Origin of the sequence: Methylophaga sp. UBA4204 (genome assembly GCF_002379485.1) — a bacterium.
Taxonomy (GTDB): domain Bacteria; phylum Pseudomonadota; class Gammaproteobacteria; order Nitrosococcales; family Methylophagaceae; genus Methylophaga.
Map to the genome: position 1 here is coordinate 28,769 of NZ_DFTU01000007.1, position 20,320 is coordinate 49,088.

17 protein-coding genes and 1 pseudogene are annotated in these 20,320 nt (G+C 44.7%); 5 read left to right on the top strand and 13 right to left on the bottom strand.

Annotated features, from left to right (window positions below; translation table 11 throughout):
• The 5 genes and pseudogenes from rbcL to B3182_RS00990 form a co-directional block, all read left to right on the top strand.
• A pseudogene (rbcL, locus tag B3182_RS00970) lies at window positions 1–182 on the top strand (ribulose-bisphosphate carboxylase large subunit); the annotation flags it as partial.
• A 69-nt stretch (window positions 183–251) separates the two neighbouring features.
• On the top strand, window positions 252–608 hold the full coding sequence (locus B3182_RS00975) for a ribulose bisphosphate carboxylase small subunit (RefSeq protein WP_014705744.1): 357 nt from the start codon (window positions 252–254) through the stop codon (window positions 606–608).
• A 96-nt stretch (window positions 609–704) separates the two neighbouring features.
• Window positions 705–1,517 carry a CbbQ/NirQ/NorQ/GpvN family protein gene (locus tag B3182_RS00980; protein ID WP_292354496.1) on the top strand — a complete coding sequence of 271 codons (813 nt, stop codon included), beginning with the start codon at window positions 705–707 and terminating at the stop codon, window positions 1,515–1,517.
• Window positions 1,518–1,556: 39 nt separating this feature from the next.
• Complete coding sequence (locus B3182_RS00985; protein ID WP_292354498.1) at window positions 1,557–3,899, top strand: nitric oxide reductase activation protein NorD; 2,343 nt, start codon at window positions 1,557–1,559, stop codon at window positions 3,897–3,899.
• 275 nt (window positions 3,900–4,174) lie between these two features.
• Window positions 4,175–4,486 carry a hypothetical protein gene (locus B3182_RS00990; RefSeq protein WP_292354500.1) on the top strand — a complete coding sequence of 104 codons (312 nt, stop codon included), beginning with the start codon at window positions 4,175–4,177 and terminating at the stop codon, window positions 4,484–4,486.
• Between the two features lie 119 nt (window positions 4,487–4,605).
• Here the strand turns inward: B3182_RS00990 and B3182_RS00995 are convergent, their stop codons facing one another.
• The 13 genes from B3182_RS00995 to B3182_RS01055 form a co-directional block, all read right to left on the bottom strand.
• A complete protein-coding gene (locus B3182_RS00995) occupies window positions 4,606–8,847 on the bottom strand; it encodes an EAL domain-containing protein (RefSeq protein WP_292354502.1) in 4,242 nt (1,413 codons plus the stop codon).
• A 98-nt stretch (window positions 8,848–8,945) separates the two neighbouring features.
• Window positions 8,946–9,956 carry a vWA domain-containing protein gene (locus B3182_RS01000; protein ID WP_292354504.1) on the bottom strand — a complete coding sequence of 337 codons (1,011 nt, stop codon included), beginning with the start codon at window positions 9,954–9,956 and terminating at the stop codon, window positions 8,946–8,948.
• Between the two features lie 11 nt (window positions 9,957–9,967).
• Entirely contained in the window at window positions 9,968–10,540 is a 573-nt protein-coding gene (locus B3182_RS01005; RefSeq protein ID WP_292354506.1) for an MxaK protein, read from the bottom strand.
• On the bottom strand, window positions 10,537–11,514 hold the full coding sequence (locus tag B3182_RS01010) for a vWA domain-containing protein (RefSeq protein WP_292751183.1): 978 nt from the start codon (window positions 11,512–11,514) through the stop codon (window positions 10,537–10,539). The genes B3182_RS01005 and B3182_RS01010 overlap by 4 nt, the downstream gene beginning before the upstream one ends.
• Window positions 11,511–12,428, bottom strand: a complete 918-nt coding sequence (locus B3182_RS01015) for a hypothetical protein (RefSeq protein ID WP_292412822.1) — start codon at window positions 12,426–12,428, stop codon at window positions 11,511–11,513. Before B3182_RS01015 ends, B3182_RS01010 begins: the two co-directional genes overlap by 4 nt.
• 34 nt (window positions 12,429–12,462) lie before the next feature.
• On the bottom strand, window positions 12,463–13,299 hold the full coding sequence (locus B3182_RS01020) for a hypothetical protein (RefSeq protein WP_292354513.1): 837 nt from the start codon (window positions 13,297–13,299) through the stop codon (window positions 12,463–12,465).
• Window positions 13,296–14,330 (bottom strand): AAA family ATPase, encoded by a 1,035-nt coding sequence (locus B3182_RS01025; protein ID WP_292354515.1) that lies wholly within the window; start codon window positions 14,328–14,330, stop codon window positions 13,296–13,298. Before B3182_RS01025 ends, B3182_RS01020 begins: the two co-directional genes overlap by 4 nt.
• A gap of 82 nt (window positions 14,331–14,412) precedes the next feature.
• Window positions 14,413–14,688 carry a methanol dehydrogenase gene (locus B3182_RS01030; protein WP_292354517.1) on the bottom strand — a complete coding sequence of 92 codons (276 nt, stop codon included), beginning with the start codon at window positions 14,686–14,688 and terminating at the stop codon, window positions 14,413–14,415.
• A gap of 122 nt (window positions 14,689–14,810) precedes the next feature.
• Window positions 14,811–15,338, bottom strand: a complete 528-nt coding sequence (gene moxG / locus B3182_RS01035) for a cytochrome c(L), periplasmic (RefSeq protein WP_292751186.1) — start codon at window positions 15,336–15,338, stop codon at window positions 14,811–14,813.
• Window positions 15,339–15,443: 105 nt separating this feature from the next.
• Window positions 15,444–16,241: a methanol oxidation system protein MoxJ gene (gene moxJ, locus B3182_RS01040; protein ID WP_292354521.1), complete on the bottom strand. Its 798-nt coding sequence runs from the start codon at window positions 16,239–16,241 to the stop codon at window positions 15,444–15,446.
• Window positions 16,242–16,417: 176 nt separating this feature from the next.
• Window positions 16,418–18,304 carry a methanol/ethanol family PQQ-dependent dehydrogenase gene (locus tag B3182_RS01045; protein WP_292354523.1) on the bottom strand — a complete coding sequence of 629 codons (1,887 nt, stop codon included), beginning with the start codon at window positions 18,302–18,304 and terminating at the stop codon, window positions 16,418–16,420.
• A 203-nt stretch (window positions 18,305–18,507) separates the two neighbouring features.
• Window positions 18,508–19,161, bottom strand: coding sequence for a response regulator transcription factor (locus tag B3182_RS01050; protein ID WP_292354526.1), 654 nt, complete (start codon window positions 19,159–19,161; stop codon window positions 18,508–18,510).
• A gap of 46 nt (window positions 19,162–19,207) precedes the next feature.
• On the bottom strand, window positions 19,208–20,176 hold the full coding sequence (locus tag B3182_RS01055) for a sensor histidine kinase (protein ID WP_292411205.1): 969 nt from the start codon (window positions 20,174–20,176) through the stop codon (window positions 19,208–19,210).
• Window positions 20,177–20,320 lie beyond the last annotated feature (144 nt).

Sequence of the window (20,320 nt, forward strand, 5' to 3'; positions counted from 1 at the left end):
GCGTGGCTTTGGAAGCATGCGTAGAAGCACGTAACCACGGCAGAGAGTTGGAAAAAGAAGGTAAAGAAATCCTGACCGCCGCTGCTGAACACAGTCCAGAGTTGAAAGTGGCGATGGAAACCTGGAAAGAAATCAAATTCGAATTCGACACTGTCGACAAATTAGACGTTGCACACAAGTAAGTGATGTTGGTCGGTGCTGTTGACCATCGTTAACTGATATCGAATTCGCCATTATTTGAGGAAATGACAATGAGTGAAATGCAAGATTACGCTTCAAGCCTGGCCGATACTTCAAGCCGCAAGTTTGAAACCTTCTCGTATTTACCTGAAATGGATGCTGCACGTATCCGTAAACAGGTTGAATACATCGTCAGCAAGGGCTGGAACCCTGCAGTAGAGCACACTGAACCAGAAAATGCGTTTGGTCACTACTGGTATATGTGGAAGCTGCCTTTATTCGGTGAAACCGATGTGGATCGCATTCTGGCTGAAGCCGAAGCCTGCCACAAAGCACATCCGAAAAACCATGTCCGCTTGGTGGGTTATGATAACTATGCTCAATCCAAAGGCGCAGAAATGGTCGTGTTCCGCGGTCAGTCGGTATAACATCAAATCGAATAAGTCCCTGACCGCAGCGTCAGGGACTTATTCAAGCAAACTTGTACAAAAAGTCTTCCCCTTGAATACGCTGAGGTTACTGCGATGAGCGAGAAAATTGCTGAACAGTATAAAGTCAAAACAGAACCTTTTTACCGTCCGGTCAGTAACGAAGTGGAACTGTATCAAGCCGCTTACGCGCGACGCATGCCGGTAATGCTGAAAGGTCCGACAGGCTGCGGTAAGTCGCGTTTTGTCGAATATATGGCCTGGAAGCTAGGTCGCCCGCTGATCACAGTTGCCTGTAATGAAGATATGACCGCCTCAGACCTGGTGGGGCGTTTTCTGCTCGATAAAGATGGCACCAAATGGCAGGATGGACCCTTGACCACTGCAGCACGTATTGGTGCAATCTGTTATCTGGATGAAGTGGTGGAAGCACGTCAGGATACAACCGTTGTTATCCATCCGTTAACCGATCACCGTCGTAGTCTGCCGCTGGATAAAAAAGGTGAACTGGTCGAAGCCCATAAAGATTTTCAACTGGTGATTTCCTATAACCCCGGTTATCAAAGTTTGATGAAAGATCTCAAGCAATCCACCAAACAACGTTTCGGGGCAATGAATTTTGATTATCCTGATGCCGAGTTGGAAGCCGAAATTGTCACCAGGGAAACCGGTGTCGATGCCGAGATAGCCAAAAAACTGGTACAGATTGCCCATCGGGCACGCAACCTGAAAGGCCATGGCCTGGATGAAGGTATATCCACACGATTGTTGGTCTATGCAGGGCAAATGATTGCAGAAGGGGTTGAACCTTTGGCTGCCTGCCAGATGACATTAGTCACGCCATTGACCGATGATCCGGATATGCGTGAAACGCTGGAAGCCGCTGTTCATACCTTCTTTGTTAGTTGATAAAGGCCGACCCGGTCTCTCCGGTCTGGATATCACATCATGAGCGTCAATCTAGACGATTACCGCGAACAGCTTGAAAAGATAGCGCCGGAACTGGTGCATACGCTGGACAGTACTTTCCAGGATGCAGCCAGAATCATGTCGCCAGCTGGTTTGCAGGAATATATGGAAGGTGCCAAAGGCCTGGCAGAGCTGGGACGGGGTAAAGAACTGGTGGTTGCCTTTCTGGAAGATATTCCGCAAGTGGTCAAGGAATGTGGCGAGGACGTAATACGCGATTGCATCAATGCGGCAATGAAATTATCGTCAATGACCTCGGGTGAGGTTATTGCGCTGATGATTCATAGTCTACCAACTGCTGCCAGACGGTTGGGCGACCCGGAGTTATTACGCGGGTATTTGAGCCTGATTCATCAACTGTCTGCCAAAGCTTCCCGTGGCTTAAGGCCAATGCTCGGCATTATTGATGAATTATTATCCAAACTCACCTTGTCCGGTTTACGCCGCTGGGCTAATTTTGGAGCCGAAGCCTACCGGCGCGACTTGAATAACCTGGTCAAATATTTTGCTCTGGAAACCGCTGACAGCAAGAAGATGCTGCAGAAGGAACGCCGCGGCACGCTGTTTATTGATACCCAACGCAAACTGAATTTCTATCTGCGGGCATTATGGGGCAGGGATTTCTTTCTGCGTCCTACAGCGGCGGATTATGAAGGTTTCAAACCTTATATCGAACTTTTTGTTATGCATTTGCCAGATGCCGTGGATGATATTGCAGGTATCACTGGTCTGGAGCTCTATCGAGCCCAGGCCGCCCATCTGGCAGCACACATTCAATATACCCGAGCACCGATTTCGGCCGAACAACTCAGCCCGGCGCAAATGTTTTTTATCGGACTGCTGGAAGACGCACGGGTTGAGTATCTGGCGATACAGGATTTCCCCGGTTTGCAGAAACTCTGGGGCAGCTTGTTAAATATCGAACAAAGTCAGGATGTTGAGCATAAGGGGCTGCTAAAACTCGAACAATTTGCCCGCAGCCTGCATGATGCATCGATTAAAAACAACGATGACCCATTAAATGCCTTGGCGGAAAGATTCCATCAAAATATTGCTGAGCAAGCAGAAAATAACCAGTTCAGCTGGGATATGGGGCTGGAATTATTTCATCTGTTTGCCGAACAGCGCGAGGTACCCAGTTTACGAATATTAGAATCTATTCGTTTACCTTATCGCGACGATAATCGTTTTGTCTGGGAGTTTGAAGAATTCGATTTCCTGAGGCACGGAGCGGAATATATTCCAGCGAGCCAGCGACAGATACGTAAATATGTCAGTGCCGTTGAAATGGCCAATGAAGTGGATTGTGAGTTGGCTGGCGATGATGCTCAGGAAATCTGGGTGTGTTCCACCAAGTTCATGCCGTATGAAGATGCCGGTGAGGCAACGGTCAGCTTTAATGAGATGTGGGGTAAAGATCCCGTCTCAGAACCCTATCATTATCAGGAATGGGATTATCAGGTGCAGCTGTATCGTCCCGACTGGAGCACGGTATATGAGTATCGTCCCAAAAAAGGCGATCCAGATGACATCGATAATATTCTGAAAGAATACAAACCGGTGGCACATCGTATCCGGCAGATCATCGACTTATTGTCTCCGGCCGGAGTACAACGGCTTCGCAATATGGAAGATGGTGATGAGATTGATATCAATGCTGCAGTTGATGCGATGATTGCCATCCGTATGGGCGAGCAACCCAATACACGGATCACCATGCGCAATGTGATAAAAAATCGGGATTTAGCCGTGACAGTGTTACTGGATTTATCGGAATCAACCAATGATGTTATCGAAGGCAGTGATAAGACGGTTCTGGATTTAACCCGCGAAGCAGCCACCTTAGTTGCTACGGCCATCAATGGCATCGGTGATCCATTTGCTTTACATGGCTTTGCTTCGGATGGCCGACATGATGTGCAATACTTCCGCTTTAAAGATTTCAATCAGCCCTTTGATGATGAATCAAAAGCTCGATTGGCTGGAATGAAAGGTGGTTTATCAACCAGGATGGGTGCGGCAATGCGCCATGCCGCTCAACAGTTATTAAAACAGCCGGAACGTCGCAAGCTATTATTGCTAGTCACCGATGGTGAACCTTCGGATATAGATGAGCGCGATCCTCAGCATTTACGACATGACACCCGCAAAGCGGTGGATGAATTATGGAGCCGTGGTGTGATGACTTATTGTCTGACGCTGGATGCTAATGCTGATAGTTACGTTAAACGAATTTTTGGTGAAAATAACTACACCATTGTTGACCATGTGGATCGGTTGCCTGAAAAACTGCCCACTTTATTTGCCAGCCTGACCCGTTAGGGCTTGTTGATCTTTCATCTCCGCCTCTGTTGTGAGCTGAAAAAGCGTCAATCAAGGCACGAGGAGCGCTTTTTAGTTGTTCTAAATAAGTGACGAGCAACGAAGAGTGGCGTTTTTTCAGTCACAACCCAAAGGGCTGGGGCTATTTTTCCGCCCTACGGCGTTGGAAATGACTTATGTAGAACAACTACATCGCATCATTTCCGTCTTGTAGGACGAAAAAATAGCCGCCAGCAGTGGTGGATATGAAAGATCAACAAGCCCTAGGAAAAATCATGAAAGATCAAAAACGTTACGTTGGTATTGATAAAGAAATAAATGGTGGCATGACCGACACCGGGAAAATCATCCGTGATGCCTGGGTATTTGGTTTAATACCGGAGACCGAAACCTGTGAAGGCTGGGTAGTCCAAGGACTTGAAGATCTGTGGCGCAAGGTTAATCTGGAATGGGAAAAATATGGTTTCAGGGTGGCAAACCTGCCACCGGAGATGCAACAGAAATTTATGTGTATTCACGATGCGGCAATTAATCAAGCCAAACAATCTGGCTGGGATGCCGAACGGGATCTTATCGACGAAGTCTGATGGTCTTGTATTTATACCCGACATCATAAGATTCCAGTTTTGGAAATGAGATCTGGAAAATCTGACTTAAATCTTAAAATCCACCAATAGCTAAATGTGACAATTACGCAGTATCACCACTATGATGGGGTCGCAAGCATCTGCTTAATTTCGGCATATAACGTTTGTAAATCTTCTACACCCTTACGGGCTAACGCGATTTCATTTTCTTCGAATTGATTTCGTAACCCGGCAGCGGCATGAAATAATTCGTAATAGGCTAATTTGAGTCGATCCAGCCATAATTGATTAAATAGCTCTTCCTGCTTACCCTGCTCCAGCCAGTGCATAAAATGGCTGCGTTTGGGGTTCATTAATGGCCAGCTGCTAATTTGAGCAGGACTGCTGTGCAGATTATCAATTACTCGCTGTAACCACTGCTCGCCCTGCATTTGCATTAATGCCAGCAGGCGCTGTTGGGGGGATAAGGTATTATGTGCATGATTCAGCCAGCGTGATTCCGGCTGGTAATCCTCCATCCACAGGCCTAATTCATCTGCTGGCATTGGTTGGGCAATGACATATCCCTGTGCCATATCGCAACCGATAGTCATCAGCATCAAACCATGTTCAACGCTTTCTACCCCTTCGGCGATAACCTGGTGTTGAAATGCATGACTTAACCCAATAACGCCTTCCACTATGGTGAAATCATTGGGATCATCCATGATGTCGCGGACAAAACTCTGGTCAATTTTAATCACATCAACCGGCAAATGCCGCAAATGGCTTAATGATGAGTATCCGGTGCCAAAATCATCTAGTGCGATTCTTACCCCTAGGCCTTCACGGCAGGTACTTATAATCGCTGAAATATTCTGGATATCTGTTAACACGCTGCTTTCAAGCACTTCCAGCTGCAAATATTCGGCTGGCAAGTCCGGATATTTGGCCAATAACCGATCAAGATGGTCAAAAAATCCTGGCCATTGCAGATGATGCGCGGAAATATTCACGCTGATTTCAATGACTCTGTTTTGCTGATGAAAATTTTGTAACTGTTTTAACGTCTGATCAATGACCCAGTTGCCAATACGGATTTCCAGCTCAGTGCCCGCCATTGAACTTAAAAAAGCTGCTGGCTCCAGGATACCTTGCTGAGGATGGTTCCAGCGAAGCAGCGCTTCCGCGCCATGAATGCGCCCATTACGCATATTAATTTTCGGCTGGTAATACAGGCAAAACTGATTTTTGTTAAAGGCTTGATGTAAATTGTCCAACTGGCTTTGCTTAAGCAGAATTTGCTTGTCATGCACAGCATCAAAAATTGAGTAGCGATTTCGGCCTGTCTGTTTTGATTGATACATGGCCTGATCAGCATGACGCAGCAACGTATCTGCATCGGACTGATCCAGTGGATAGAGTGTTACCCCCATACTGGCCCCTAACTGGATGATATCGCCATCAATTCGATAAGGCAGTTGAATGGTGCGTAACAGTCTGCTGACCAATCGTTCGCAGTGTTCTATCGAACTGATGTCATTGAGCAAAATAGCAAATTCATCTCCACCCAGTCGTGATGCTGTGTCATCCAGACGAATACAGGCTTTTATTCGCTGGGCCACCTCAATCAGTACTTGATCGCCGATTTCATGACCATAGTTATCATTGACCGGTTTGAATCCATCCAGATCCAGAAAAATGACTCCCAGCAGACTATGTTGACGAATACTGTGTGCAATAGCCTGCTGGAATCGATCTGCAAATAATGTGCGGTTGGGCAGCTGGGTGAGCATGTCATAATGCGCCATCATTTCCAGCGCCTGCTGTTGTTCCTTAATTTCAGTTATATCGGAAAATAAGCCCAGATAATGCAAGGTATCGCCTTGATCATCCATCAAGGTGGAAATGGTTAACAACTCAGCTAATAATTCGCCATTTTTGCGACGATTCCAGATCTCTCCCTGCCAGTAGCCTTTCTCAATAAGGCTTTGCCAAATCTCCCGATAAAATGACTCGGGATGTTTACCTGATTTGAGGATTGATGGCTGTTGATTAATGACTTCATCACGACTGTAACCGGTGATATCACAAAATGCCGGATTCACATCGACAATACGACCATCCGGTTTGGTGATCAGAATGCCTTCATGTGCCTGGTTAAATACCCGGCCTGATAATTTGAGCTTTTCCTCAGCGAGCTTACGTTCGCTAATATCGTAAAAAATGGTGATAAAGACATCGGCCTGACCATCATTAATTGCGGTGCTGGAAATTATCACTTGTTTGGCTTGTTGTTGCTGGGTCATCACTTTCACTTCAACCGCCTCACCACGATAGGGCAGTGGATGCTGCTCTGCCTGAGCTACAAAAGTCTCCCAAGCCAGTTTGCTGCGTTGACGATAGTTTGGATCGGGATAGGCTTTTTCCAGCCAGACCTTATGGCTGGGTAAGTCTTCCAGGTTATAGCCAAAGCTATCAACAAAGGCTTTGTTGAGATATTGAATCCTGCCTTTGCCGTCACTTAACATGTGCGGAATAGGAGAGGCATTAACAATACTGCGTAATTTGGATTCGTTTCGCGCTAATACCTGACCCGACTGTTTCAGTCTGAACACCCAGAATACAAACAGCAGAATAATCACGGCTATCGTCAGCAGTATTTTGAGCAGGGTTGACTGCGAAACGCCATTATTGATGGTTAGCCCCATCCAGGTCTGCTCAATTCGCTGACGTTCATCAGCTGATATATTGCTTAATACCTTGTTAATGATGGATTGCAGCTGAGGATGAGAAGGGTTTATCCCCATCCTGTATGCATTATATTGCTGAGTTTGTCCGGAAAATTGCAAGTTAATCAGGTTGGCTTGTTTGATGGCATAGTTGGCATATGCAGCATCTCCCACATAAGCATCGGCTTCGCCGGTACTGACCTTTTTTAAAGCTTCGAGTGTGGTTTCAGTGAATATAAGTTTTATATCAGGATGATTCCGGGCCAGATTTTCCTGAACATGGTAACTTTTTTCCACTGCGACAGTTTTGCCTCTCAGATTGTCCAGGTGACCGATATAGCCGAAGCGATTCGCATTGACGATGACCACTGGATTAGTGATATACGGCTGACTGAATAATAAATACTCTGAACGTTCGGGACTCATGTGCAAACAGGAAAGCATATCCAGCTCACCCCGTTGTGCCATTGCGAGAATTTCATGCCAGGGTTTATCGTCTATGATGTCAAATTCCACGCCAAGCTTGGCCTGTAATAGCTGAATATATTCAGCTGCCAAGCCTTGATAATTCCCTTTGCTGTTAATCCATTCGTAAGGTGCAAAATCCCGATCAATGCCGAGTTTGATGACAGGGTTATCCTCCAGCCATGATTGTTCTTCTGGGGTCAGTCGCAATGCAGCATTGGATTGATATATAAAGCCCTCTAATTGGGCCTCGGAGAGTGGTGGTGCAATATTCAGCCGTTCATATATCTGAGCACTGCGGCGAAGACGAGCCGGATCCAATTGGCCCAAAGGAATCAGGTCAGGCAATATCAGTTTCTGAATTTCTCTGGCTTCATGTTGTAGCTGTTCGCGACTGGCCTGGCTGTCATACTGATTGATTATCACATCAATAATTTCTTCAGGATTTTCCAGTGCGTAGCGCCAGCCTTTTAACGAAGCCCGTCGAAACCGCTCAGCGCGACCTGGATTATTGCGAAGCTCTCTATCCCCGGTAAACAAAATGTCACCATAAAAATCAAAACCATAGCTTTGGGGATTAATGATATTGACCTTAACGCCCAGCTGTTCCAATGTGAAAAGCTGATCAGTTCGATAAATTGAGATTGCATCAACCCGGTCATTGATAAAACTATCAAGTTGCAGATCCTGCGGGATGAGTTTGTAATCCTGTGGGGAAATACCGGCATCAGCAAACATAGCGAGGAAAACAGCATCGTTGCCGGCCGAATCGTCAAACATGATGCGTTTATCAAGCATTTCATACGGGCTGACAATGCCAGACTGGGTTTTGCTGACCAGCACTAATGCATCATGCTGAAAAATGGCAGCCAAGGCTCTAATGGGTGAGCCAGCAGCATATTCTGCCAGTAGTCCGATACCACCAATGCCATAATCTGCACGGCCACTGGTGACTTCATTGATAACATTAATACCGGGTTGGCGTTCTCGCAGCGTAACCTGCAAATCTTCCTGTTGGAAATAACCTTGCTGAATAGCGGCGTAATAACCGGCAAACTGAAATTGATGTCGCCATTTAAGTTGCAGCGTAACAGATTCCGTCGATGCAGCCTTGGCCTGGCCAAATAGACATACAAGCAGAATAAACAGCAGAAAAAAAGTAAACCTGTGAGGTATAACGTGCATGGGATCCGTTTTCGAATTGCTTGCCGATAATAGCAAGAATTTCAATTTGTTGGCGGATTATTGGCGAGCTGATGAGTGATTCAACAGATGGATTAGATTTAACCTGAGTTAAGAGGTATGCGCTCGTTGATGTTTGGTTTGAGTAAGTTTTTTTTACGGGAAAAAATATTTTCAGGCAGATAGGCCAGAAATAATAAAAACAGCGACACACTTGCCGGAATAAAACTTAAATCGGTTTTCCGAATATGCCGTTGGGAGAAATCGTCGTGCATTAGCGCAGTCAATAATGCCGTTGATGTTTGTAAATGATGGTAGTGAAATTTGGCCGGTTCCGCCAGTGATTTCAGATAGTCTTCTTTTACACTGGAAAGGTGTTCATTCCCAGCACGACTTTGATTTCCCCACGGGGCATTCCGAGGGACATAGCCTTCAATTTTGCTGGGATCTTCCGGTAAACCAAAAGTCGTTCCCTGTGGTACATCCTCCGCCGTATAGAAGCCAATCTGGATTCCATCTTCATCATATTTTGGGATCCGGCTTAATGCATGATCACCGGTACCCACTATGAGACCACTAATTGGCTGTTGATCATTATTCTCAGCAGATTGTAATTCTCCAAGATCCGGCGCATAACGCGAGTTCATTGGTGGTGCTTCCTGCCCATCGGTAAAAAAAACCAACGTGGCATCGGTTAATTCAACAGTGCGCATCAACTCCAACGTGTTGGCAAATGCCTGAATAATATTACTGTCGGCGACCCAGGCCATTCTCCAGTCAATACGTCTGATGCTCTCCCGGATTTCAGGATAGTCTGAACACACTTCCATGGGGGTATAGAGCAGCGTCGGCATACGTTCAGTAAACACGCCCAGCCCAACTCGTGAACCACAGGGAAGTTGTTGTATGGCAGCTAAAGCATCCGCTTTGACTTTTTCCAGCCGGCTAATCGGATCACCGTTATTATCACGATAATCTTCTACATTCATGCTGCGGGTGATATCTACCATAAAAAAATAATCATATTTTTTACTGGGAAATGGCAGGTTAGGTATTAAAACCGCAATAATCAGTAGAACTGCAGAGCTGCCCAGCAACCAGATAGATTTCATCAGACAATCCCTTAGGGTAAACCAATGGGAAAGCCGGGCATTGCCGACCATAACTCGGTACTGGCATCCTGAGACTCTTCACTGATGGTGACATCACCCAGTGGCAAATCCCGCGACAGACGTTGCGCAGCTTCCAGATTGTATTTAGCCTCCCAGAAGGAGGGCTGGTTTTTCAGTGCAGAGCGATAAAAGTCCTTTGCCACATCGGCCATCGCCACCGCCCGATCAACAGAAAGATTTTCTGCCAAATCGATAGCCTGAACCAAATAAAGATTGCCAAGGTTATAGTGGATATGGACAAGTTGCTGCTGATTAGCCAGCCGCTCAGTGCCGCTATAGGTTTCTACTGCTTCATCAAATAAGTTCAATTTACCTTGCAGATAGGCATAAGCGATTCTGACTTCAGGCGATTGCATATTCAATTTTTCATGATCAACCAGCTCACCTTTATTCAGCAGGAGGATTTGTTGGTTGATTTGCTGCTGTTGTTGCAAGGTATAGATACTGAATATCAGTGCTGTGATAACCGCCAATGCCAACAGGCTGATCAGATAAATAAAATTATTTCGCTTCAAAAACATCATTTTGCCTCCAGCGCTTTGATGCCCAGTAAAATAAGAACGGCAAGCAGGGCAGTCAAAAAACATAAGCGCGTCATATCGTTGCGGGGTATCAATTCGTTATAAACCAGTGGCAAGCTTTCCAGATTATCCAGCTGGTGAATGGCTGCTTCCATAGATTCCGGTGTATCCACCTCATAAGCGTGATATGGGATCGGCAGGGTACGGAAAAACTGATCAAGATAACGCTCTGGCATCACCCGGGGATTATCATCTCGAGCTGATTCAGGCTCAGAGGTGATACCTAATCCATTTTCGGTACGCAGAAAAAACCAATATAAACTTACCTGATAACGCTCAAACCACTCACGCAACACCCGCTGCGCACGATGATCAAGTGTTGCTGCGCCATCAGAGACCAATACAATGACGCGGGAACCGGTATGCGGTTGATCCTGAAAGTAACTCAGGCCCATGCCGAGCCCTTTGGCTACATTGGTAAATGCCAAGCCGGGACTGGTGAGACTGTTTATCGCTGCTTGAGTGGCGGACATGTGCTCTGTGAGCGGGCTGATAAAAAAAGGTTGCGTACTAAACCCGACGACGCCAAATAAGTCGTGCGGCCTATTATTAACAAATTCGGACAATAAACGACGTGCAACCTGACTTTTGGCAGGCGTAGCATTATCGGGTACCTTACCGCCAAATGTTTCATTCATGCTGGCACTTCGATCGAGAACAAACACGATGTGCGCGCCAGTACCTGTTCGGGTAAAAGTTTTTTCCGTTTGGTAAAGTCCGGCTAACCCCAGCACGATGCTGATAAATGCCAGTACCCCTAAAAGTTTAATGAGTCGATTAATCCATCGAGTTGTATTGGATGGTGGAATTAGCCGATTCCAACTGGTGAGTCGTTTATTGAATATACCTGCGATAAATGGCAACAAGGCTAATACTAATAAAACGAGCACCCATGGATGGGCAAATGCGATGTTCATGATTTTTTCAGCGCCAGTTTTTCCGCACCAGCCAATTGTTTGCAGAGCTTCAGTAATTGGTCAAAGTCTCTCTCTGACGCTACCTTTTGCTCGGAGTAGAGCGCTTCAGTGGATAACTGGTAAAAACTATCAATTTGATCCTGATAGCCAGAAAACTCGTTATGTTTATCAATAAACTGATCTGTTTGGTGAGCAAACAATGCATGGCCAGCCAATCTGTTAAAAGCCCTATGTACCGCTTGTAAGGCATGATTAAATGCCGACTCGTCGTTATGGTGTTTGCGTAGCTTTTTGACCTGATGATAAGCCTGCTGAAACGGTGATCGTGTCAGTACAAACAGATATCCCTTAAGGCTTAACCATAAGATCGCCAGAATCAGTAGCGTAATCGCCAGTACCCAGATTTGTTGCTGCAAATCTTTGGTAGGGATAGTTGAGGGAGGTAAATCTGCCTTCATAAAGGCATTTTGGTTGGAGTCTTTGGCTACACCACGAGGCGCAATTTCTTTCAGCGGAGACATGGTGAAGTTCCAGGCCGGTATGGTGAGCGGCTCGGTTTTATCGCCAGTGTTAAAACTTACCGTTAATGGAGGCGTTGCTAATGCTCGGACATCCAGTGGGGCATAAAATGTCTGAAACGTGAAATGCAGTCTGTATTGACGTAACTCAGCACTTTCGCTGATGAGTTCATAGTCGCTGTCGAGTAATAACAACCAATAATCCAACTCCCCGTCGGGAGGAAGTGAGGCTGGCGTTAAGCTAAATTCTGCTGGTACCTGAACAATATAATAATGTTCAATAACATCACCGACCAGAATACCAAAATCTCTTCCCAATGATTGCTGCACAATGCCGGTACGGACTTGGTCAGCATACAAAGCTGTGTTGCAAAAAACAGCTAACAGAACAGCCATAAACATCGGCATGCACACTTTTTGTTTTAATCGCTTATGAATGGCCATGAAAGAATTCGCTTAATTGTTGTGCTGAAAATTGATCAATCATCCAAAACGCTCTGCAATTGTGCTTTTGAAATTGATTATTAAGAAAAATCTTCCGATCAGCGAAAGTCGATTCGATCAGTTTTTTCTGCTTGGGCGTCACAAAAATCAAACTGTTTTCACCCGTCTCAGCATCGTTGATCTGAACAAAGCGCCATAGTGGGTAGTCGTTGTATTCGGCAGAACGCCAGATAACAATCGGCACCAGATAGTGGCCTGATAAGCTATTGAGAATCCGGTAGAGTTTTTCATTACTCCAGTGAAAATCAGAAAGCAAAAATATTAAACAACGACGAGCGGGTAACAACCGCTCTATATCGTTAAAAGCCTCAGCTTCATTATGGTTTGCAGCCTGTCTGGTAGCAGACTCAAAATGCTGTGGCAGTATTTCGGCATTGGTAATGGACTGTATGGAATGACTCAACAAATAACTTTGATAATTATCATTTCTGGCCGCCACTGAATAAGCAATACTCTGTTCAGTTAAGCTGAGCAGTGGTGCTTTATCCTGAACAGTCATGGAATCAGATCCATCTACCAAAGTCATTACGTCCAGTTTGCTGCGTTGACGAAAGGTTTTGACGTAAATCGATTCAAACGGATCGGTCACGCTCATTGCAAGATCAATACGCGCAGGATTCGGGTCAGCTAAAAAGGGAGACTTTTTATAAAAATCACTGCCGGGCCCCTGACGTTTGCTTTTATGCTCACTTTCACGCAGTGCATTCAGCAGAAAGGGTGATCTGTAATCAAAGATCAGGTGTTGAATTTCGTGCTGATTCATGGGGATGGAATAGTATTCAGTACACCACTAATCAGTTCTTCGATAATCGCTTCACCGTTATAGTTGTAAACAGGGTTGATAAAAATACGATGTTTACTGATGGCGCGAATAACCGCATGGAAATCCTCTGGGGTAACGCTATTACGTTGATTGAGCCATGCATGAGCACGAGCACTTCTGGCAAGATAACTTATGCCACGTGGTCCCATACCTCCAAGTACTAACTTTTCTGTGTCGATATCGCTGATCTGGATACCATAATCCTGTGGTCTTCGAAGTGCCTGACACAGGTGAAAACCATAATCCTGAATAGTGTCACTGGAATGGATCTGAGACTGAATAGCCACAGCGATATCATTGAGCTGATGAAACGGCAGTACCGCTTTGTCAGCACTGTCGATGAGCTTGTCTGCATCATAATATCGGGTATTGAACATCAACTCTTTAAGCTGTGCTTCTGCTGTAGGTTGTTTTATGTGCAGTTCCATCATAAAACGATCCCGGGCAGCTGCCGGTAGTTCAAAGGTTTCGTCTTTTTCAATGCGGTTACGATCAGCAAAAACCTGCAGATGAGGAAAAAAGAACGTTTTATTAAAAGCGCTGACGCTACGTTCAGCCATTACCCGAAGTAGCAATGAATGTACTTGAGGTCTGGCACGATTGATTTCATTAAAGAAGAAGATCGATAAATTTTCGCCATGTTTGAGTAAAGGTCCTTCACTCACAGCCGGTTTACCATCATTGGCAATATGGGTGTAATAGACCAGGTCATGTGGCATTAAATCAATGGTGCCTTCAATACGCTCAAAATTGCCACCCAGACTTTCTGCCGTTGCTCTAAGCAAGGTCGTTTTACCGACGCCAACATCACCTTCAAGCAGGATATGGCCACGACAGAAAATAGCCACAACCATTAAATCAATGATGTGTTCCTGACCTAATATTGTCTGATTGATATTTTTTTGCAGGGTGATGGCTTGTTGATGCCAGTCGGTTAAAAGATTTTCGGAATTTTCAGCGACATTGCTCATGTGATGTATGCCCAAACTGACTCGCAGGTCAGAAACAAAACAAAAAAAGAGGCCAGTCGTTAAAACTGGCCTCAGCTTGGGTTTAGTAAGACCACTTACCCGTTTTTTTGAAGTTTTCTACGCGTTTAGCGTTACGAGCTTCCATTGCTTCCATTGCACTGTCTTGCTTATCCAGTTCAGTTTGGCTATGTTTTGGATCATATTTAGATCCTTTGATTTTTTCAGGAAACCCTGGTTTGGCTTCCCAGCATTTTCCTGCCTCTTGGCATTTTGTTCCGTCGTAAGCCATTGCTGACATACCAACAGATAACAATAGTGCTGTAGCGCCGGTTACGGCAAGTGTTTTAATTTTCTTCATATTTCTCTCCTTTTGGTTTTGACAACATAATGCTTGGTAACGTGGTTCCCTATGCTGGCTATGGCCACGCTACCAATCACTAATCTTTATAATCTGCCATTAGCATTTCTAAACTTGCTTAATTAATGGGTCTTATTGAAATTTTCTAATGCTTCTTTGAAATCTTCAGGTATTTCTGCAGGAACCAGATTGGCGCGTTCCTCTTCTGATAACCATAAGGCTTTTTCTGGTTCTCCCCAGTAAATACTGCGTACATACGCCATAACATGCAGTATTTCATCAATGCTTAAATTATTGCGTTGGGGACCCATCATTGAGCGGGCGCCGTCATAAATAATTTCAAAAAAACCTTTATCGTATCGTCCTGCAGGGTAAGTCCAATATGAATCCCCCAGAGCTGGTCCGAGTTTGCCTTCAGCATGGTGACCATGGCAGCCAGAACAGGCAGTCATAAATAAATTTTCACCCACTTTGATGGCTTCTTCATCTTGGTTATATTTATTTTCTGCTGTTTCCATAAAATGTTTTACGGCTTCAGTTTCTTCACCTTTTTTGCCAAAAGAGAAGTCGATTAATGCCCCGGTCGTTGCATTGCGAAATTGCACTTGAGCTTCCGCTGTCATTGGTGTCATGCTGACAGCTGTCAACATAGATAATCCTAGTAAACATGCTGTTTTACGACTAAAAAGTTTTACATTGCTAATCATAGTTTTTGTATAATCCTGTTTAATTAAAAGAGACTGCATGACAAGCTATCAAAGCAGCGGAATCCCTTCTTTTTTGAGGATGGCCGTTATCTTAGGTGCCGCATCTGCCAGGCCCTTATTAATGGCATCAAGCAAGGCTTTATCACCTTCACGCACCGCTACAGATTGATCGTAGTGCTGCACAATACCTTCACCACCTTCAATTTCTCCGAATTCAGGAGATAACACCATTTCTAATGGCGTATCTGAATCACGCACATAACGGGCTACTTCTGGAGCCCATAGATGAGCGATATCACCTTTACCTGAGGTCACTTCGCCGATCAGTTTTTTTGGTTCCAGACGAATATATTTATTGCGTGGGGATTTGAAACCTGACAGAGATTTGGTGTAATTGAAGTTGCCTTCATATTTACCCACTTCCCGTAACATCACTTCTGATGGGCTACCTGGCACTACTACAAAACGATTCAGTTTTTGAATGTCAGGACTATCCCAGTTACTGATGTCCAGATTTTTATCGGCGCGATAGACAAATACATAGCCGGACTTGTAGTAAGGGTCGCTGGTGGCAACACGAGGATCATCGCTATCAACCCCCATAACCACATCACATTCATTTTTTAATAAATGTTCGGTCACTAAAAAAATCGCTGCTTTGTCTGACCAGACAAATTCCAATGGCATATCCATGCTCTGTGCGAGCGTTTCGGCGATTTCATTTTCGAAACCTTGCTGCTGTTTGTTTGAGTAGGGCATTTCATTCGCCGCTGCACAGACTTTTAAGGTTTCCGGTAATCCGTTGTTTGCATGTGCTGGCGTCAGTACAGTCAACAGTGAAGCCATTATCAGGCTGCATTGCGTTAAACGTTTTGAACTGACTGCTTTGTTATTGGTTTTAGTATGGTTGTTTAACATGTCTTACACTCTCAGAAGGGGCTGGCAACACAGTCTTTGTGTTGCCAGCCGGATTGAATACGACGATATAACTTGATGAACTAAGCTATATTGCGAGTCAGTGATTACATTTCGTATTCACCAATACTCAGATCGTCGTAAGGTCCTTTACCATCCAGAGCAAAGACCATCAGACCACCACCCATTTGAGTGTTACGTGCCAGTTCTTTAAAGGCACCTACAGCACCCAGACCAGCTGATGGGTCATTCAAGTCAAACACCAGACCAACTGCAGGCCAACCACCTACACCATAATTAATGGCAACATATTGAATACCATCATGGGTGTAAGTCATTGGATGACCGATAGCGCCTGAAGGCAGTTTGAATTTCCACAACAGATCACCGTTGTCTGCATCACGAGCTTTGATGAAGCCATCGAGTGTGCCGTAGAATACCAAGCCACCAGCTGTGGCCATGGTTCCACCCCAGATTGAGAATTTCTCCATTTTCTCCCAAGCAAATTCACCAGTAATGGCGTTGTATGCTTTAACCTGGCCTGAACCAATACCACGTTGACGATCACCTTTAGGTCCTGGATAACTCCATACGTTTGCACCTACGAAGAATTGACCTGCACGGTAAGGCAGCATGAACGGTTCCCAATCCATACAAAGATGGTTGATACCTAAGTAGAAGTTTTGTCTTTCAGGATCGTATGAATCCATACCCTGGTTGTGGAAACCCATGGCTGAAGGACAGATATCGCGTGAACGATGACCCATTCTGGTACTGAATTCCGGGTCACGAATTGGCAGACCTGTTTCCAGATCCACTTTTTTCACCCAGTTTGCCGTTTCATCCATTTTGTCGGCAGAAACCAAATCACCAGTTTCACGATCCAGCGTATAGATAATGCCGTTACGATCAGGGTGAGTCAGCAATTTACGCATTTTGCCGTTTTTGTCTTTTTGCTCAGAAAGCATCATGACGTTAACGCCAGCGTAGTCCCATTCATCATGAGGTGTTTTTTGATAACCGAATTTGGCTAAACCCGTATCAGCATCACGACCCCAGATAGTCATAGTCCATTTGTTATCACCAGGACGCATGGTTTCGTTCCAAGGCGCAGGATTACCTGAACCGTAGTAGAACATTTCTAAATCAGGGTCATAGGCATACCAACCCCAGTTAGTACCACCACCAATTTTCCAGGCTTCGTCTTCCCAGGTTTTCAGACCCAGATCTTTTTGGCCGTAATGTGGGTTAGCACTGTTAAAGTCTTTCGCCAGGCCAATTTCTGAATCAGGGCCTGTTGCATACCAACGCCAAGCCATTTCACCAGTGTGAATGTCAAAGGCGGTAACATAACCACGAACACCCAGCTCAGCACCAGAAGAACCCTGGATGACAAGGTCTTTTACAACGAATGGTGCTTGTGTTTGGGTTTGACCAACACTGATATCACCATTCTCGACTTGCCAATGTAGCTCACCAGTTTCAGCATTTAATGCCACAACATGACCATCCAGCTGACTTTTTACGATCATTGCCGGAGTTTTATCATCGCCAGGCCAGTAAGCCAGACCACGGTTTACGACGTCACAACATGCAACTGCGCGAGCAGCAGGATCTTGTTTTGGCTTATGCTCCCAGACGATGGTGCCAGGATCATTCAGGTTAATCGCAAAAGTGTTGTTTGGAAAAGGTGAATGGATATACATCATGTCACCAATAACCAAAGGCGCACCTTCATGACCATTCAGCACACCAGTGGAGAATGTCCAAGATGGTGATAATTTGCTGACGTTCTTTTTGTTGATTTGTTTTGAAGTACTGTAATGATCTGCAGAATAGTTCTTACCCTGCATAACCCAGTTAGCTTCATCCTTTTGAAGTTCAACCAGCTTGTCATTGGCGAATGCAGCGCCTACTGTCATCATACCGATGACAGAGCTGACCAATGCAGCTGAACCGGTTTTTGTTAACCGGCTTAGTTTTTTCTCTCTCATATATCCTCCTATTTTAACTGGATGTCAGCTTTCGCTGACCCTGTGTCTCAGCACACATTCAAAATGCGGCTGTGCACCGTTGATATCATCAGTTTTTAGTAGGGGTATGGGATAGAGAGCCTTGCCACCTCTGTTATAGGGAAGTCATCACATAATTGTCAGGGTGATAAACTTTTGCCTTGATGTAAGGCCATTTTACGAAGTTATTGATTATTGGGTGGGTGGATCAAACCAATTTTCTGGGCCAGGAAAATAATATCTGCGAGCTTGGTTGTGCCAAGTTTACGCATCATATTGGTTTTATAATTTGATACCGTTTTAGGAGCCAAAGTAAGACTTTTTGAAATTTCCTCAATACTCATACCTTCAGCAACCATCCTGAAAACAGCAAATTCCTGATGTGACAGGGAATCAATTTTCTGATCCGTTTTAATCAATTTTTCCATTGCAATAGAACGTGCAACTTCGGCACCGAGATAATGACGTTTTTCTGCAACGGATTTTACCGCTTCAATCAGCACATCAGATGAGCATGATTTGGTGATGTAGCCAATCGCACCAAGCTCCAGGGCACGCATGGCCAAAGTGGTTTCTTCATGCATGCTGCAGACCAGAATACGGGCATCTTTATCTCGGTTACAGATCCTTCTGACACACTCTAAACCTCCGGTGCCTGGCATGGTTAAATCTATAATGCAGACTTTAGGTTGCAAAGCAATAAACGCCTGATACCCCTCTTCAGCATTTCCGGATTGTCCAATCACCTCGAAACCGGCCGACTCGAGTAATTGCTGATAGCCTTCTCTGAGAATGGCATGATCGTCTATTAATAGTATGGTGGTACGTTGTTTGTTCATTTCTTCTGATACCTCATTATTAGCATGTATTTTTTACGGTAAATTTTCATAACGGAATATGGAGTGCTAAAACTGTGCCTTTAGGATCTGCTGGATGCAGATTGAACTGGCCATTTAAAGCATGTACCCGCTCACGTATACCAATCAGTCCAAGTCCATTACCCATACCTTCATTGGGATCAAACCCTATTCCGTTGTCACGGATGGTCAGACTGATATCGTTACGTTGGGCTGATTTATTTTGGGTAATTAAATCGATATGAATTGAGCTGGCTTCTGCATGACGGGTAATATTGGTTAACGCTTCCTGCAGGCTGCGATAAATAGTTAATGCGGTGTCATAGTCAACAAGCTGATCATCTACTTCAATAGCGATATTGATCTCGTAATCTGGAAACGACATTTGCCATTGCCCAATCAGATCTTCAATGGCTGCTGAAAGTCCCACGGTTTCAAGGCCAGGAGGTTTTAAGCTGCGTAACTGTGAACGGGTAACGTTACGCAGAAAGCTTGCGCTGTCCTGGATGGTCTTGAGGATTGCTTGAAGTTTAGGATCTTCCGTTTTGTATTTGATGGCAACGGAAGCATTTACATCAATTGCGGCAAGATATTGTCCGAATACATCATGTAATTCTGAGGCAAGGTGATTACGTTCTGCTTCCCTGACCTGGGTAATATGTTTGATAAGAGCACGGTTTTGTAACAGTAACTTTGCATTATCAGCATTTTGCATTTCAAGTTTGGTTTTAATTTCAAGATTACGCTTCAGGGTGTCTTGCATTTCGATATAACGTCTTCGGCCAAACCACATCAATCCAATACTGAATACCAGCAACACAAAAATAATTTCATCCAGTTGATAAAACTCTCCTAATGCTGCCCAGTTAATCCAGCGTTCAGCCAAATCGAAATATCCAGCAACAAAATAGGTCAGTAGCGACGCGCCCACAATGACAACCAAATCAATTTTGCCCCTGTTGCTTTTATCGCCAGGGGATAATTTAGGTGACATCATGTAATTTCGCCCATATTTAATTTTGAGATAAACGACTATTTTATGACGATTATTTTTGATATGTATATGCCAATAATGATGAAAATTATAAAAAAATAAAAAACAGGAAAAAGTCATAACAATAACCGTGACATATTCCCTAAT